This window comes from Streptomyces sp. NPDC057543 (assembly GCF_042801895.1).
GTDB lineage: Bacteria > Actinomycetota > Actinomycetes > Streptomycetales > Streptomycetaceae > Streptomyces.
Genome location: NZ_JBHVFF010000229.1, coordinates 1 through 14,320 on the forward strand (window position 1 = coordinate 1; position 14,320 = coordinate 14,320).

General features: G+C 71.2%; 14 protein-coding genes. 5 read left to right on the forward strand and 9 right to left on the reverse strand.

Annotated elements, in window-relative coordinates:
* Nucleotides 1-25: 25 nt before the first annotated feature.
* Both ACFU8Q_RS30140 and ACFU8Q_RS30145 read right to left on the reverse strand, forming a co-directional pair.
* Nucleotides 26-550, reverse strand: a complete 525-nt coding sequence (locus ACFU8Q_RS30140) for an ATP-binding protein (protein WP_384459671.1) — start codon at nucleotides 548-550, stop codon at nucleotides 26-28.
* A gap of 189 nt (nucleotides 551-739) precedes the next feature.
* Nucleotides 740-1,057 (reverse strand): hypothetical protein, encoded by a 318-nt coding sequence (locus ACFU8Q_RS30145; protein WP_384459674.1) that lies wholly within the window; start codon nucleotides 1,055-1,057, stop codon nucleotides 740-742.
* Between the two features lie 207 nt (nucleotides 1,058-1,264).
* Here ACFU8Q_RS30145 and ACFU8Q_RS30150 point away from each other — a divergent pair, with 207 nt between their 5' ends.
* Complete coding sequence (locus tag ACFU8Q_RS30150) at nucleotides 1,265-2,398, forward strand: PLP-dependent cysteine synthase family protein (protein WP_384459677.1); 1,134 nt, start codon at nucleotides 1,265-1,267, stop codon at nucleotides 2,396-2,398.
* Between the two features lie 31 nt (nucleotides 2,399-2,429).
* On the opposite strand, the gene ACFU8Q_RS30155 is transcribed toward ACFU8Q_RS30150, so the two are convergent.
* The 3 genes from ACFU8Q_RS30155 to ACFU8Q_RS30165 form a co-directional block, all read right to left on the reverse strand.
* On the reverse strand, nucleotides 2,430-2,909 hold the full coding sequence (locus ACFU8Q_RS30155) for an SRPBCC family protein (RefSeq protein WP_384459680.1): 480 nt from the start codon (nucleotides 2,907-2,909) through the stop codon (nucleotides 2,430-2,432).
* A 127-nt stretch (nucleotides 2,910-3,036) separates the two neighbouring features.
* Nucleotides 3,037-3,489 carry an SRPBCC family protein gene (locus tag ACFU8Q_RS30160; protein WP_384459683.1) on the reverse strand — a complete coding sequence of 151 codons (453 nt, stop codon included), beginning with the start codon at nucleotides 3,487-3,489 and terminating at the stop codon, nucleotides 3,037-3,039.
* A 65-nt stretch (nucleotides 3,490-3,554) separates the two neighbouring features.
* Nucleotides 3,555-4,391: a DeoR/GlpR family DNA-binding transcription regulator gene (locus tag ACFU8Q_RS30165; RefSeq protein ID WP_384459686.1), complete on the reverse strand. Its 837-nt coding sequence runs from the start codon at nucleotides 4,389-4,391 to the stop codon at nucleotides 3,555-3,557.
* 187 nt (nucleotides 4,392-4,578) lie between these two features.
* Here ACFU8Q_RS30165 and ACFU8Q_RS30170 point away from each other — a divergent pair, with 187 nt between their 5' ends.
* Nucleotides 4,579-6,975, forward strand: coding sequence for a hypothetical protein (locus ACFU8Q_RS30170; RefSeq protein ID WP_384459689.1), 2,397 nt, complete (start codon nucleotides 4,579-4,581; stop codon nucleotides 6,973-6,975).
* Here ACFU8Q_RS30170 and ACFU8Q_RS30175 read toward each other — a convergent pair.
* The 3 genes from ACFU8Q_RS30175 to ACFU8Q_RS30185 all read right to left on the reverse strand — a co-directional run bounded on the left by ACFU8Q_RS30175 (nucleotide 6,945) and on the right by ACFU8Q_RS30185 (nucleotide 10,934).
* Nucleotides 6,945-9,386, reverse strand: a complete 2,442-nt coding sequence (locus ACFU8Q_RS30175; protein ID WP_384459692.1) for a right-handed parallel beta-helix repeat-containing protein — start codon at nucleotides 9,384-9,386, stop codon at nucleotides 6,945-6,947. The genes ACFU8Q_RS30170 and ACFU8Q_RS30175 overlap by 31 nt on opposite strands.
* Nucleotides 9,387-9,539: 153 nt before the next feature.
* On the reverse strand, nucleotides 9,540-10,073 hold the full coding sequence (locus ACFU8Q_RS30180) for a hypothetical protein (protein WP_384459695.1): 534 nt from the start codon (nucleotides 10,071-10,073) through the stop codon (nucleotides 9,540-9,542).
* Nucleotides 10,074-10,457: 384 nt separating this feature from the next.
* On the reverse strand, nucleotides 10,458-10,934 hold the full coding sequence (locus tag ACFU8Q_RS30185; protein WP_384459697.1) for a DUF6643 family protein: 477 nt from the start codon (nucleotides 10,932-10,934) through the stop codon (nucleotides 10,458-10,460).
* Nucleotides 10,935-11,121: 187 nt separating this feature from the next.
* Between ACFU8Q_RS30185 and ACFU8Q_RS30190 the strand changes: the two genes are divergently transcribed.
* Together ACFU8Q_RS30190 and ACFU8Q_RS30195 are read left to right on the forward strand one after the other, a co-directional pair.
* The gene (locus tag ACFU8Q_RS30190) at nucleotides 11,122-11,385 is read left to right on the forward strand and encodes a hypothetical protein (RefSeq protein ID WP_384459700.1); all 264 of its coding nucleotides are present in this window, start codon (nucleotides 11,122-11,124) and stop codon (nucleotides 11,383-11,385) included.
* Nucleotides 11,386-11,447: 62 nt separating this feature from the next.
* Nucleotides 11,448-11,576 carry a hypothetical protein gene (locus ACFU8Q_RS30195; protein ID WP_384459703.1) on the forward strand — a complete coding sequence of 43 codons (129 nt, stop codon included), beginning with the start codon at nucleotides 11,448-11,450 and terminating at the stop codon, nucleotides 11,574-11,576.
* 302 nt (nucleotides 11,577-11,878) lie between these two features.
* Here the strand turns inward: ACFU8Q_RS30195 and ACFU8Q_RS30200 are convergent, their stop codons facing one another.
* Entirely contained in the window at nucleotides 11,879-12,400 is a 522-nt protein-coding gene (locus ACFU8Q_RS30200) for an RICIN domain-containing protein (RefSeq protein ID WP_384459706.1), read from the reverse strand.
* 525 nt (nucleotides 12,401-12,925) lie between these two features.
* On the opposite strand from ACFU8Q_RS30200, the gene ACFU8Q_RS30205 reads away from it, so the two are divergent.
* On the forward strand, nucleotides 12,926-13,843 hold the full coding sequence (locus tag ACFU8Q_RS30205) for an aminoglycoside phosphotransferase family protein (protein ID WP_384459709.1): 918 nt from the start codon (nucleotides 12,926-12,928) through the stop codon (nucleotides 13,841-13,843).
* Nucleotides 13,844-14,320: the final 477 nt, after the last annotated feature.

The window sequence follows — 14,320 nt, forward strand, 5'->3', positions numbered from 1 at the left end:
CCGGTGCCCCGCTCCTCCCTTTCCGCTACCCGACCACCGCCGACCGGGCGACGGAGGGCGTACGGCTCTCCAGATACGTGACGGCGTCCGGCTCGAACGGCCCGTCCGTGGTCGCCCCGTACACCGAGTGCGGTGGCCGCCCGGTGAACAGGGGAGGAGGTGCCGGAAGGGTGAACCAGACGACCTTCCCGGTCCCGCCGCTCGGGCGGACGCCCCAGCTCTCGCTGACCGCGGCGATCAGCGCGAGCCCGCGCCCCGACGTGCTGAACGTACTGGGGTCGCACACGGTCGGCAGTCGCGGGTCGTGGTCGTGGACGGACACCGTCAGCCGTTCGAGCAGCAACTCGATCTCGACGGTGCATGACTTGTCCGGCTGGGCATGCCGGTGGACATTGGTCAGCAGTTCGGTGACGCCGAGCGCCGCATGGTCGATCAACGGATCGAGATGCCAGTAGCGCAACTGCGCCGAAACGATTCTGCGGACCTGGCCGATCCGCGACGGCAGGGCCTGGAGCTCCACCGTGCAGTGCCTGCTTGGCTCGCTGATCACGGCTGCGACTCCCCGAAATAGGTCCGGAAGAAGACGAGAGGGGCGGATCCAGCAGATGGCGGACTGCTGAATCCGGACCGGCGGTGGCGGATCTCAGTGTCACCGCTGGTAAACCATGAGTGACATGTGACCAATGTCGCTCAGGGGTCACAGCTCCGCAACTCGCGCTGTCCCGGCGGGATTGCTCCGTCAGATCATCCGGCCGCCCGCGCTTCGCAGCGTCTCGAGGAAACGGCTGGCCGGTCCGGCCGTGTCCCGACCGTGGTTGCGCTGCCCCATGGTCAGCCGGTACCGCGTTCCGTTGAGGCGCGCCACGGCCGCCCCGGCTCCGGCGAACCACGGCCTGCCCGCGCTCACCGCCGCCACCGGGGCGCTGTCGATCTCCCGTCCGTAACTGGTCAGGAGGGCCAGTCTGCCGTCCTTGACGACCACCTGCCCGGCCCTCGTGAGCGAGCGGGCCCACCGCTCGATCCTTACCCCCGTCGCGCTGAACTCCGTTTCCGGCATGACTGCTTCGCCCCCTTCATGACGCTTCTGTCGGAAAGTCTGCACGCATCAGGGACCGGCGCGCCAGGCCGCGTCCCGGAGCAATGCGGCAGCCGTCCCGTCCGGCCGGGCCAAGGCAGGGCTATGGGGCATCAAAGTGAACGTTTCTGCAGGTAGGGGGAATATCGTTGACGGCGAGAGTCCGGTGATACGAGGAGGAACGCGTTGATGGGCACCGCAAAGCACACAGACGACGGCCGGGTCGCGGCGACCGTCGACATCGACCGCTCCGACCCCGAGTACCGGGCCTGGCTCAAGGAGGCCGTCCGCAAGGTCCAGGCCGACGCCAACCGTTCCGCCGACACCCATCTGCTGCGCTTCCCGCTGCCCGAGACCTGGGGCATCGACCTCTACCTCAAGGACGAATCGACGCACCCCACCGGCAGTCTCAAGCACCGGCTGGCCCGCTCGCTCTTCCTCTACGGGCTCTGCAACGGCTGGATCCGGCCGGGCAGGCCGGTGATCGAGGCGTCCAGCGGTTCGACGGCCGTCTCGGAGGCGTACTTCGCCAAGCTGATCGGTGTGCCGTTCATCGCCGTGATGCCCCGCACCACCAGCCCCGAGAAGTGCCGGCTGATCGAATTCCACGGCGGCCGCTGCCATTTCGTCGACGATTCGCGGAAGCTGTACGAGGAGTCCGCCATGCTCGCCGCCGACACCGGCGGTCACTACATGGACCAGTTCACCTACGCCGAACGGGCCACCGACTGGCGCGGCAACAACAACATCGCCGAGTCGATCTACCAGCAGCTGAGGCTGGAGCGCTACCCGGAGCCGACGTGGATCGTCGCCACGGCCGGAACCGGCGGCACCTCGGCGACCATCGCCCGCTATGTGCACTACATGCAGTTCGACACCCGGATCTGTGTGCCCGACCCGGAGAACTCCTGTTTCTTCGACGGCTGGACCCACCACGACCTCCTGGCCACCAGCGACTGCGGCTCCCGGATCGAGGGCATCGGCAGGCCCCGGATGGAGCCGAGCTTCGTGCCCGGGGCCATCGACCGGATGATGAAGGTGCCGGACGCGGCCAGTGTCGCGGCCGTACGCGCCCTGGAGAGGGCCATCGGCCGGAAGGCGGGCGGCTCCACCGGCACCGGGCTGTGGAGCGCGTTCAAATTGGTCGCGGAGATGGTCGAACAGGGCAGCCCCGGCAGCATCGTCACCCTGTTCTGCGACCCGGGCGAGCGCTACCTCGACAAGTACTACTCCGACAGCTGGCTCGCCGAACAGGGCCTGGACATCGCCCCGTACACGCAAACCATCGAATCCTTCCTGAGCAGCGGCAACTGGCCCGGATAACGCTGACGGTGCGCCCGGTCCGCGGCCGAACTCAGGCCGCGGGCGCGGCCAGCCGTCTGTCGAGATTGCGTACCGCGTTCTGGAACGCCCGGCCCATTCCCGGCCGGGCCAGCCGAAGGGCGAAGCGGAAGGGCGCACGACCGTCGGCGGCCAACGTCCACCGCACCCGCGTCCCCGTCCCGGCGGGGGTGAGCCGCCACTCCTCCACCAGGGCTTTCGGGCCAGGGGCGTTGGACTCGTCGACCCGGTAGGCGTACCGCGCGCCGGGCTCGGCCGCGAGGATCGACTCGCGCAGCACTGTGCCGCCCCTGAGCCGGATCTCGCGGCCCGCGCCCTCCTCGATGGGCCGGGCCGCAGTCACCGAGGTGAACCAGCTCGGCCAGCCCGCCACGTCGTCGGCGAGCGCACGGTAGACCGCCTCGGGAGGCGCGGACACCTCGGTGGCGAAGACCAGTCGCAGGGCAGCGGTCTCGACGAAGTCGAGGCCCACGGAACGGAGTCGGCGTGGCACGGATCGCACCTCCCGTGCGGTAGGTCGGCGGCGTACGGGGTCGTACGGGTCGCGCACACCATAGCTGTCACACCGTCAGATGTCTCTGTCTGTAAGGAGTTGTGCGAGCGGGCGCTGCGGCGCCGCGCTACGGACACGGACCCGCCGGACGGTCGAGCATGCTGTCGAGCACCCGGCCGAAGACCCGGCGGCCCGCCGCGGCGATCAACGGATCCACCCACCGTGGCAGCAGCCGGACACTCAGCTCCTCCACCCACACCACATGGGATCCGGAAGCCGTCGGATACACATCGATCGACGCCCGGCCCAGCACCAGCGAACCGCGCTTCTCCAGCCGGCACAGCCCCGCGCGCCCGGCGGCGGGCGGGGTCCAGCGCACCACTTCCATCGGATCGTCGAAACCCAGCGGACCCACGCCCGTACGCGCCACGAAGACGGTTCCCATCCTGGTCGGCAACCCCGTGGGGACGGTGATCGCGGTCAGCGGAACCCGCGCCGCGTGCCGTTCCCAGTCCGTCACCCGGCGCCAGGACTCGGCCGTGGGCAGATGCGTGAAACGCTCGATCCGGAAGACGGCCACAGACCGATCCTAGGCCGTGCACCGCCCGGTCCGAGCTGAGCGGAACCGGCACACCGCCCGGCCGCTCAGGAAGCGTCGTCCGCGATCCGGCCCGCCACCAGCAGGCCCGGCAGATGCTCCTCGATCTCCTCACGGGCGGCGGCCGACAGACCCGCGTCCGTCACGAACGCGTCCACCTGCTCCAGGGTCGCGAACGAACTCAGTCCCACCGTGCCCCACTTGGTGTGGTCGGCGACCACCACGACACGCCGCGCCGACTGGACGAAACGGCGGTTCGTCTCGGCCTCCGCCAGATTCGGCGTCGATAGACCGGCCTCCACCGAGATCCCGTGCACCCCGAGGAACAGCACATCGAAGTGGAGCGAGGCGATCGCCTGATCCGCGACCGGGCCGACCAGGGAGTCCGACGGCGTCCGCACCCCACCGGTGAGCACCACCGTGGCGGCCCCGGCACGCGCCCCGCCCGCGGCCCCCGTCCGCTGCGCGCAGTGGAACACATCGGCGACCCGCACCGAATTGGTCACCACCGTCAGATCCGGTACGTCCAGCAGATGCTGGGCGAGCGCGTACGTCGTCGTACCACCGGAGAGCGCGATGGCGGTACCGGGCACCGCCATGGCGGCGGCCGCCCGCGCGATGTCCTCCTTGGCGGTCAGCTCCAGCGCCGACTTGGCCTCGAAACCGGGCTCGTGCGTACTGGCCTCGACCACCGGTACGGCCCCGCCGTGCACCTTCTCGATCACACCCTGGCGGGCCAGCGCGTCCAGATCCCGGCGGATGGTCATGTCCGAGACGTTCAGCCTGCGGGTCAGCTCATTGACCCGGACCCCGCCACGCCTGCGCACCTCGTCGAGGATCAGGGCGCGCCGCTGCTCCGCGAGCAGGTTCTGATTCTCGCCCAACGCCGGTCCGGTCCTTCCTTCAGGCCGTGCAACAGTCTCTTCGGACGGGGTCATCCTGCCACGCGGTGTCGTCGGCCGCCGCACTGGGGAGATTCCGTGAGAGCGGTGCGCACACCGGCCCTCGTCCGTGATTCTGGTGACCGCGCATCAGCACCTTCCCCCACGACCGAGAGAGCGAGTCACTCCAGTGCCACCTGCCACCCAGGCCCCGCAGAGTCCGGGGCCCGCGCTGGAACTGCTGGTCCACGGCGTGGGCGGAGCCACCCCGCAGGAGATGCTCGACGATCCGCAGCCGGTCCGGGTCACCGGCGACGCGACCGCCGCCATGTACCGGCGGGCCGGGGACATGGACGCCGAACAGCACCCCGAGCGGTACCGAGACCGGCCCATCGCCGAGGCCTACTGCTGGTCCAACCTCACCTCCGGCAACGGCTCCCGTGCCCTGTGGCTGCTGCTGCTCCCGTTCATGGTGGTCAACCTCGCCCACTGGATGCGCCCCACCGCCCGGAGCCGCACCCGCGCGGTGCGCCTGTACGGGGTCCTCGTCCGGCTCGTCGCCCTGAGCCTCACGGTCCTGCTGACCGCGGCGGCCTGCGAGGTCGCGCTCGACCTGACGGCCTGGCAGTGCGCGGGCGTGCCGGACTGCTCGGACCAGCGGTCCTGGCTCGGCTTCCTGTCGACGGCACAGGGCGGCTGGTGGTCCCAGCCGGGCCGGCGCCTCGCCCTCGCCGCACTCGTGCCCACCGCGCTGGTCGGGCTGCTCTGGCTCCTGTCCAACCGGACCTGGAGCGCGTACGAATCGCAACGCCCGCTCACCGGCTCCGGACCGGACGGCGCCGACCCGGAGACCGCATCCGATCCGAACACCTCCGGCACCCCGGCCGGTGCCCGCCCGGCCCTCGCCCGGCCCGGGTTCTGGTACGGCCGCCGGCTGGTCGCCCGGCTGCGCGCCGCCCACACCGCCGCCGGATTCCTCACGGTCGCCGCGTCGGTCGCGGGCGCCGCGGCCCGCCACGACCGCGCCGTCACCGGCCCCGTGCCCGGCGCCCTCGGATCGCTGATCGAAGCGGCGCTGGTCCTGGGCGCGCTCGTCGTGCTGTGGGTCGTCTGCCGCCGCGGCCGCAGTGAACGGAGTCTCGACAACCGACTCGACCGCGCCCTCATCACCTGGCTGCCCGGCACCGCCCTGGCCCTGCTCTTCCTTGCCGCGGTGTACGCGGCGTGGTCGCGTCCCGCCTGGGTCTCGGCGGGCGCCCTGCCCGGCGACGTCACCTTCAGCATCGTCACGCTCGGCCAGGGAGCGCTCGTCGTCGTCCTCGCCGTGGTGTCACTCGGCCTGTACCGCAAGATCCCCGAACCCCGCACCGTCATGTACGGACTCGGCGGACCGGTGGTCGCCATGCTCGCCTGCGCTCTCGGCGGCGTCATGACCGGCGGGGTCGCCCAGCGCGTCGCCGACTGGCTCGACGGCTCCGGCACCCCGGGCATGGGCCGCAGCGCCCTCATCGAGGGGCCCCCGGTGCTGCTCAGCTGGCAGGCCTCGGTCATCCCCGTGCTCCTGGTGCTGCTGGCGGTCCCCGGCGCCGCGCTGCTCGTACGCACCTGGCTCATCGCGCGCGCCCTGGAGCCCGAGATCGACCGGGAGTACGGGCAGGAGCGGCCGGACCCCGCCCGGACTCGGCAGATCGCCCGGATCCGGGCCACGGCGGCCCTCACCGACTCCGTGCCCTGGATCATCGGGCCGGTCTCCGGCGCCACGCTGCTGCTCGGTGCGGCGGCGGTCGGCGGGGCCTGGGCGAGCGGTGAGGTGCCCGGCCTGGCGATGAAGGGCAGCGGCCCGTTCATCGAGTCCATCGCCGAAGCGGCCCAGTCGACCGGCTCCTGGATGATCGGGCTCGGCTTCATACTTTTCGTCACCTGGGGACGGCGCGCCTACCGCGACGCCTCCGCCCGGCGCACCATCGGCATCCTCTGGGACGTCGGTACGTTCTGGCCGCGCGCCGCCCACCCCTTCGCGCCGCCCTGCTACGCCGAGCGCGCCGTCCCCGACCTGGCGTCACGGATGTCCGGCTGGACCGGGCTCACCCACGGCAGGCTCGTCATCTCGGGCCACTCCCAGGGCAGCGTCCTCGCCGCGTCCGCGGTCTGGCAGCTGCCTCCGGAGACCCGGAGCCGGGTCGCCCTGCTCACCTACGGCTCGCCGATCGAGCGGCTGTACGCGCGCTGGTTCCCGGCCTACTTCGGCCCCGGGCCGCTGCACGGGCTGCACCGGTCCGTGCACTGCTGGCGCAACCTCTGGCGGGCCACCGACCCGATCGGCGGCCGGGTCCGGCTCGACGAGGGGCCGGGGCCCGAGGTGGACCGGGGGCCGCTGAAGGATCCCCTGGTCTACGGGCGGACCCCCGAACATCCGCTGCCGGAACCGGTTCTGGGGCACTCCGACTACCAGGCCGACCCCGTCTTCGCCCAGGAACGGGCCGCGCTGCTGGACCGGCTCGACCCGGTCCTGCCTCGCCAGGCGGATGGGGAGGCAGGGCCGAAAACCCTGCGGGATCAGGGTAGTTCGGGCAGATCCTCCGGGTAGAGGAGGCTGAGGTCGTCCGTGCTCGGATCGGCGAGCTGGGCGACCCGGCCCGCATGCCGCTCCACCATCGACTCGAACGTCTGCCGGGCGGTACGGCCGTTGCCGAACGCCGGGCCCTTGGGAAGCTCCGTGAAGTACTTCAGCAGCGCTTCCCCGGTCCCGGAGGCCAGGTCGTACTCGTGCTCCTCGGCCTGCTGCTCGATGATCCGCAGCAGTTCGGCGGGCTCGTAGTCACTGAAGGTGATGGTCCGTGAGAAACGGGACGCCACGCCGGGGTTGATGGTGAGGAACCGTTCCATCTCGTGGGTGTAGCCGGCGACGATGACGACCACCGCGTCCCGGTGGTCCTCCATCAGCTTCACGAGCGTGTCGATCGCCTCCCGGCCGAAGTCCCGGCCGGAGTCCTCGGGCGACAGGGCGTACGCCTCGTCGACGAACAGCACCCCGCCGCGCGCGCGGTCGAAGGCCTCCTGGGTGCGGATGGCCGTCGAGCCGATGTGCTCGCCGACCAAGTCGACGCGGGACACCTCGACCAGATGGCCCCGCTCCAGCACCCCGAGGGAGGCGAGGATCTCGCCGTACAGCCGGGCCACGGTGGTCTTGCCGGTGCCGGGCGAGCCGGTGAAGACGAGATGCCGCCGGACCGACGCGGCCTTGAGCCCGGCCTCCCGGCGCCGACGGCCGACCTCGATCATGTCGGTGAGGGCGCGAACCTCCCGCTTCACGCTGTCCAGGCCCACCAGCGCGTCCAGTTCCCCGAGAACGGCGTCCGACGCGCGCACCGGCTCGGGGTCCGGAGCCTCGGCCGGGGCGGGCTGCTCGGCCCGCTGCCCCGGGACTCCGCCGAGCAGCCCCGGGGTCGACTGGGTTGCCGTCAGCACGGCCGGGGCCGGGGCCGGGGGAGCGGGGGAGCGCAGCGCGCTCTCGTCGCTCGTGCAGTCCTCCACGACGGGCCCCGCTCCCTGCCCGTCGCCGTGGGCGCCGCCCTCGGCGAACTCGTAACCGCCGCGGGCGCACCGCTCGGTGCGGCAACGGGTCAGCGTCGTACGGCAGCCGTCCATCACATGGAAGCCGTAACCGTCGCTGCCGGTGACCCGGCAGCTGTGGAAGGCACCGCGACCCTCGGCAGAGACGTAGAAACCGGCCTCGGTGGGCGAGGTGACGGTGCAGCGCTCGATCGTCGGGTCGGCGCCCTTGGTGACGATCACTCCGGTCTGCGCGGTGTCGATGGTGCAGTTGTTCAGCGTTCCGCCGCTGCCGTGGTCGCGGAACCAGGCGCCGGTGGACGCCTCACGTATGCGGCAGTCGTCGAGCTGGGCGGTCGCCCCGTCGCTCACCGACACCGCGGTATTGCGAACCTGGGAGAGATCGCTGTCGACCACGTCGGCTCGCGAGCCCCGGTCGAGCACGAAGATGGCGTCCGGCACGTCATGGACCCGGCAGGAGTCCAATATCACCGTCGCCCCGTCGCTCACCCAGACGGCCGGGTAGTCGCCCGTACTGTCATGTATCTCGCACTGGTTGGCATCGACACGGGTGCCGGGATCCCAGACGGAAAGACCATTGCGGCCGAACCGGCGCACCGTGGAGCGGGTCAGGGTGAGGACCGAACGGGAACGCAGATCCACCGCGTTCTCCGGGATGTCATGGATGTCGCAGTCGGCCAGCGTCAGGACGGCGTCGGTGTCGAGCGTGACGCCGTCCGCCGAAGTGCGGTGCACCGTGCACTCGGTGAGGTGGGCGGCCGCACGAGCGGTGACCTGGACCCCGCTGCCCTTGATCTCGTACACCTCGCAGCCGACGGCCTCCAGAGCGCTGCCCTCGCCGGTGACGCTGAGCCCCGCGCCCGACGCGTGGTGGATCCGGCAGCGTTCCAGCCGGGGATGCGCACCGTCGCGCACCGAGACGCCGGACTGGCCGGCCGAAACGACCTCGCACTGCTCGAACACGCCGCCCGCACCGTCGAGTACGGCGATGCCGACGCCGGCCGGGTTGTCGACCGTGCAACGGCGCACGGTGGGCCGGGCCGCACCGCGTACCTCGATCCCCGCGGCGGAACGGGTCACGATCCGCAGATCCGCGAGCTCCGGTGCGCCGTCCTCGACCAGCAGCGCCGGGGCCGTCGAGTCCTGGCCCTCCACATGCAGGTCCGAGACGACGGCTGAGGCGCGGACCGTCAGCGGCACGCCGTCGGCCGGCGCGATCCGGACGGAGCCCGCCGAGCCCTCGGGGCCGCGCAGGGTCACCGCGCGGTGCAGGACCAGATTCTCCCGGTAGGTGCCGGGTGCGATGGTGAGGACATCACCGTCCGCCGCGGCCTCCAGGGCTGCGGTGAGGGAGGCGTATTCGCCTGTGCGGCGCCGCCACCGCGATGTGCCGGTGTGCGTCACCTGGACCGTGCCCTGTGCCATGGCGCTGTTGTGCCCCCACCTCGTGCGTGTGTGATGCCCGGGTTCATCGGCCTTCCGGCCACGACGAAACCCGGGTCCGCCCGCCGAGGATGCGGGCGGGCCGGTCCACCGTAGCGCGCGCGGCGGGCGGGAGTTGACCCGATCACCCGCTGATCAACTGCCGGTCCCGGTCCTGCCCCAGTCAGGACCGGCCTCGGCCCAGTCCTGGTCGATCCGGGTGTACCGCCCCCGCATCATGCGCCAGACGATCAGTCGGCGACAGCCCTCGATCAGTGCGACGGCGAGCAGCATGACCCCGAACCCGGCCAGCGCCGCGTGGGTATGGGCCGTCGGCGTGTCCATGGGCCGCGGCGCGGGGTGGCCGTCACGGTCCGTCCAGATCTTCACCTCGGTCCCCGGCCCGGGCTTCCGGGAGAGGGTGGTCACCGTACCGCGGCGGTCGGTGCCGTCCGGCGCCTTCCAGCGCGCCACTACCAGGGTCTGCGGGGTGCGCTCCGAGGACACCTCGGGATCGGTGACGAAATGCGGCGCCTCCGGTGCCCGGCGCAGCACGACCGCGGTCGTGGCGTGGCGTTGGGCCCGCTGGGCCCGCACCGATTTCTGCAGGGCGTCGTCGGTGAACGATCCGCACCGCCAGCCCAGTGTCGGCGCCGCCAGCACCATGAGAATCAGCGCGACCAATGCCACCCATGCCTCGCGCCGGTCAGTGGCGCGACGCAGGGGATTGTGCCGCCAACGCCACACGCCCGTAACCGCTCGCACAGTCCCGCACCCCCTTCCGTATCCGTCTTAACCCGATACGGCGCGCTTCGCGCGCTGAAGCGGCGAAGAGAGAGGAACCTCACCCCGGGACAACGCTCGGACCGACCCGTGAGTTCCCCGCCCACCGAGGGAGACTGACGGCCCGTCCGGGGCGGGATGGCCTGTACGGGCCGAGGAGGGCGGTACGGCGCGTGAGGGTGGCACGGCCCACGACGGGCGGTACCCGGCCCGGTGCGGGAACGTCGAGGTCGCCGGCGAGTCCCCATGGCTCGACGACGACCTCGGTACGACTGTGTGCGACTCCCCGGCTCAGTACCCCCGGCCCTGGTGCGGGCGGTTGTACGGATCCTCGTACGGAGAGGGCGCGGGGGCGGGGCGCGGCGACGCCGGACGCATCGCCTCGTACCCGGTGCCCGGCGCGGGCCGTTGCGGCTGCGGCGTGTAGGGCGCCGCCTGGTATCCACCGCGGGTCGCGGTCGGCTGCTGCGGGATGTACGGCGCCGGCGCCTGCTGCAACTGCGGGGGCGGCACCGGCGCGTAACCCTGCTGGGCCGGCTGCTGGTAGCCGTACGACGGGCCGGGCTGGGAAGGTGCCGCGGGAAGAGCCGGCAGGGCCGCCGGGAGAGCCGGCAGGTAGCTGTTGCCGGTGTCATAGGCGGCAGGCACTCGGATCGGGGCGATCTGAGGGGTGCCCCGCTCCGCGACCAGGGAGTCGTAGATCGGGGTGTCGGGGAACGACGGTGCGGCGTAGTAGCCGCCGCCGTAGGAGGAGCGGGGGGAGGTCATAACACCTAAGTTAAGCCCACGATGTGCTGGTTGGGGAGCCCCAATCTTGGGATCATCCGGTTTACGCTGGTTCTGACCGTCTGACCTGCCAAAACATTGTTAAGGCTTCCGTTGGCAGCGGGGGCTTTTCCGTTCGGCGCCATGGCTGACGAGAAGTGGCGGATGGGCTACAAGGGGCGACACCCGTGTGGCACTCGCCAGGACGGAGGGCTTCGGCCCTGAGCACTTGGCACCTTACGACTATCAGGAGACCGCCGACGGCCACCGCGGCTTGCCGGTCGCCACCGCCGACGGCAGCCTCGACCGCGGCCGACTGCGGAAACTGCCCGATGGCGGGTTCACCGCCCGCCGTGACCTGGGGCGGCGCCGCAGGAGCTCGCCGTGCGAGTCCTGGTCCGCCCTGACGCCGTACTGCCGGCCGTCCGCGCGCTGGCACTTGCGACGTCGGTGACAGTTCTTGGCCGACGAGTCGGAAGGTCCGAGACATGGGGGGCTTGTACGAAGAGGTTGCCGGTGCTCACGGGCTTTCGCAGCGGCCTGGGCGCTCGACTGGTCATCGAGGGCGAGCGCGCCATGGGGGCGGCTGTCGGCCAGGACGTCGTCGAGGAGCGTCATCGACGGAGCCAGGACCGCCGGCCGTGACGGCTCGGGGAAGGCCGCGCATCGGCCTGAGGGGTGAGGGCCGCGCTCGTGGCGAGGCCGACGACGAGGAGAATGGCGGTGATGCGGCAGCCACGCCCGGGTGATGGCCTCGGCCACGTTCGGGCGGGACACCGGGTGTCCTTTCAACGGGGGCAGGCCCCCGGCTGTTGTGGCGGTCGAGGCCGCTCCTACGGCGGTGTGCACCCGGTCACCTTCCGCTCCCGGGGCGGAGCATGGAGCACCGAACCGCCCACCGCGCCTCGGTCCTGGGAGGCCAGGCCCGAGGCGGGCTGAGGGTCCGATCAAATCGTGTCCGCGACCTTGATGTAACCCCGCTGGACGACCCACTTCTGGTTCGTGTGGTTGACGCACTGCCAGATGCGTGTGCGATCACTGTTGTTGCGGGTGTTGCCGGTGTCCAGGCACATCTCGTGGCGCTTCCCCACCGTGTCGGCGAGCACAATCTGCGCGTTGCGGACGATCCACTTCTGGTTCGTGTGGTTGACGCACTGCCAGATGCGTGTGCGATCACTGTTGTTGCGGGTGTTGCCGGCGTCCAGGCACATCTCCTTGCCGGCGCCGATCGTGTCTTCAACCTTGATCTGTCCATTGGTGATCACGAACCGCTGGTTCGTGTGGTTGACGCACTTCCAGATGCGTACATGATCACCGTTGTTACGGGTGTTGCCGGTGTCCAGACACATCTCGTTGGCAGCCCGGGACGCAGGAGCCGCCACAGAGGACGGCACCCCCGCGCCGAGGGCGAGCACGAGCGCCGCGCCAGTGAGGGAGCCAAGGCAGCGAGGAGAAAGGAGCGAAGCCATGAGCACAATCCCAATCGTTGGAGGGGAATCGAGAGCACTGTCACGAGACCAGCAGTCGGTGCCCATGCATCCTGGGCGCCGCTGTCGGTCGCCGGTAGCGGATATCTCCAGGCGCCCCCCGATAGAGCGAAGATGATCACCCATCCGTCGGAGCCATGGGCAGTTCGCGCTGACGCCTCCGGCAGAGCGCGACCGTCGACCGTCGTGACGGGGGAAGGGGGGCGGCTTCGCGCCCCGGCAGGCCGTTCCGGTCGACGCAGGCTCGCTCACGAACATCCATCCCCATGTCGTCAGCGAGATGCGGTAGATCCGTGCTGACGACTTCCCGATGCCCGCGCCGTCGTGCCAACAGCGTCGCACCGACGGCAATTGAGCCACACCCGGCTCGGCCGGTACTCCTTCCAGCTCCCGGACCTGCCCGGCGACATGCGGCCCCTACGCGACAAGGACGCCGCCGACGAGGCATGACAGCGAGAACGGGGGAGGAAGTACGGGCGGGCGGCTACCCGACTACCGTTGCTCCGCATGACCCACACCGAGATCGAGATCACAGCGGAGTTGGTCCTGGACCTGCTGCGCGACCAGCACCCTGACCTGGCCGAGCACCCCTTGAAGCTCGGCGCGCGTGGTTGGGACAACCAGGTGTGGCGGCTCGGCGACGACCTCGCCGTCCGGTTGCCCTGGGCGACACAGTCTGCGGACACGTTGCTGCGCAAGGAGTACGCGTGGCTGCCCGCTCTCGCCCCGCACCTTCCGCTGCCGGTGCCCGTCCCGCAGCGCCTCGGTGAGCCCTCCGAGCGGTTTCCGCGGCCCTGGATCGTCACCACCTGGGTGCCGGGCGAGCCCGCCGACCGTGCGCCCGCCACGCGCGCTGCGGAGGCGGCCGACACCTTGGCCGCCTTCCTGACGGCTCTTCACCGACCTGCTCCCGCCGGGGCGCCCGCCGGTCGTGATCGCGGGGGGCCGCTGGCCGACCATGCCGAGGGGTTCGCCAAGCTACTCGCCTCGGCCACCGAGCTGGGGCTGATCCCCGACCCGGACGCCGTCCGCGCGGTCTGGGAAGACGCCGCCGCCGCGCCCGACTGGGCGGGCCCGGCGCTGTGGCTCCATGGCGACCTGCATCCGGCCAACGTTCTCACCGCGGACGGCACCTTCTGCGGCGTGATCGACTTCGGCGACCTCTTCGCGGGCGATCCAGCCTGCGACCTCGCCGCCCCTTGGGTACTGCTGCCGGACGGCGCCGCCGACCGCTTCTATGGGGCCTACCAGCCGACTCCGGACGCCGCGACCTTGCGTCGCGCCCGCGGCTGGGCGGTGCTGCGCGCCCTCGCCTGCATCCTGATCGGAGATGCCGGCATCCACGGCCGCCCCGGCGGCAAGCCCTCCTGGGGCCCACCCGCCCACGCCACGCTGCGACGCCTCATCGCAACGGCCGGCCGCTGATCAATCGACCTCACCCACGTGCTCGAACACCTCTGGGGCGCGGCGTGGTGCTCGCCGGTGCCCCGGCGGGCGCAGTTACGCAGCAGGTCAGCCCACGACTCGCCCGTCCGGCTGAGCTCGTGCTCGACGGCGCGGATCCACGGGGCCACCGATAGGTCGTCGGCCTCGGCGCGCCGCTTGACCTCGTGGAGCACGTCGGAGGGGAAGCGTACGGGGATGTGCGATGCCAGTCGCCCCCAGGTGCAGTCCAGCCTCGCCTGCTTCTGCGGGGACGCCATGGCAGGCCGCCTGGCGAAACCCGTCCCCGGCGGGCACACTGCCACGGTGCCGGCGGCCGCGCACTACCCGAACATGGAGAATCCGGTCCGCTTCATCGCCGAACTGACGTCGTTCCTGGAGACCGTATGAGCAGCGCCCTTCTCGTGATGGACGTCCAGCGAGCCGTCGTCGACTTTGTCGACGACGGCTCCGGATACC

What these genes read in the sequence shown, in the direction of transcription:
- ACFU8Q_RS30145 (WP_384459674.1), bottom strand. Translation starts at nt 1,057, where the DNA reads ATGCCGGAAACGGAGTTCAGCGCGACGGGGGTAAGGATCGAGCGGTGG.
- ACFU8Q_RS30150 (WP_384459677.1), top strand. Translation starts at nt 1,265, where the DNA reads ATGGGCACCGCAAAGCACACAGACGACGGCCGGGTCGCGGCGACCGTC.
- ACFU8Q_RS30175 (WP_384459692.1), bottom strand. Translation starts at nt 9,386, where the DNA reads ATGGCACAGGGCACGGTCCAGGTGACGCACACCGGCACATCGCGGTGG.
- ACFU8Q_RS30185 (WP_384459697.1), bottom strand. Translation starts at nt 10,934, where the DNA reads ATGACCTCCCCCCGCTCCTCCTACGGCGGCGGCTACTACGCCGCACCG.
- ACFU8Q_RS30200 (WP_384459706.1), bottom strand. Translation starts at nt 12,400, where the DNA reads ATGGCTTCGCTCCTTTCTCCTCGCTGCCTTGGCTCCCTCACTGGCGCG.
- ACFU8Q_RS30205 (WP_384459709.1), top strand. Translation starts at nt 12,926, where the DNA reads ATGACCCACACCGAGATCGAGATCACAGCGGAGTTGGTCCTGGACCTG.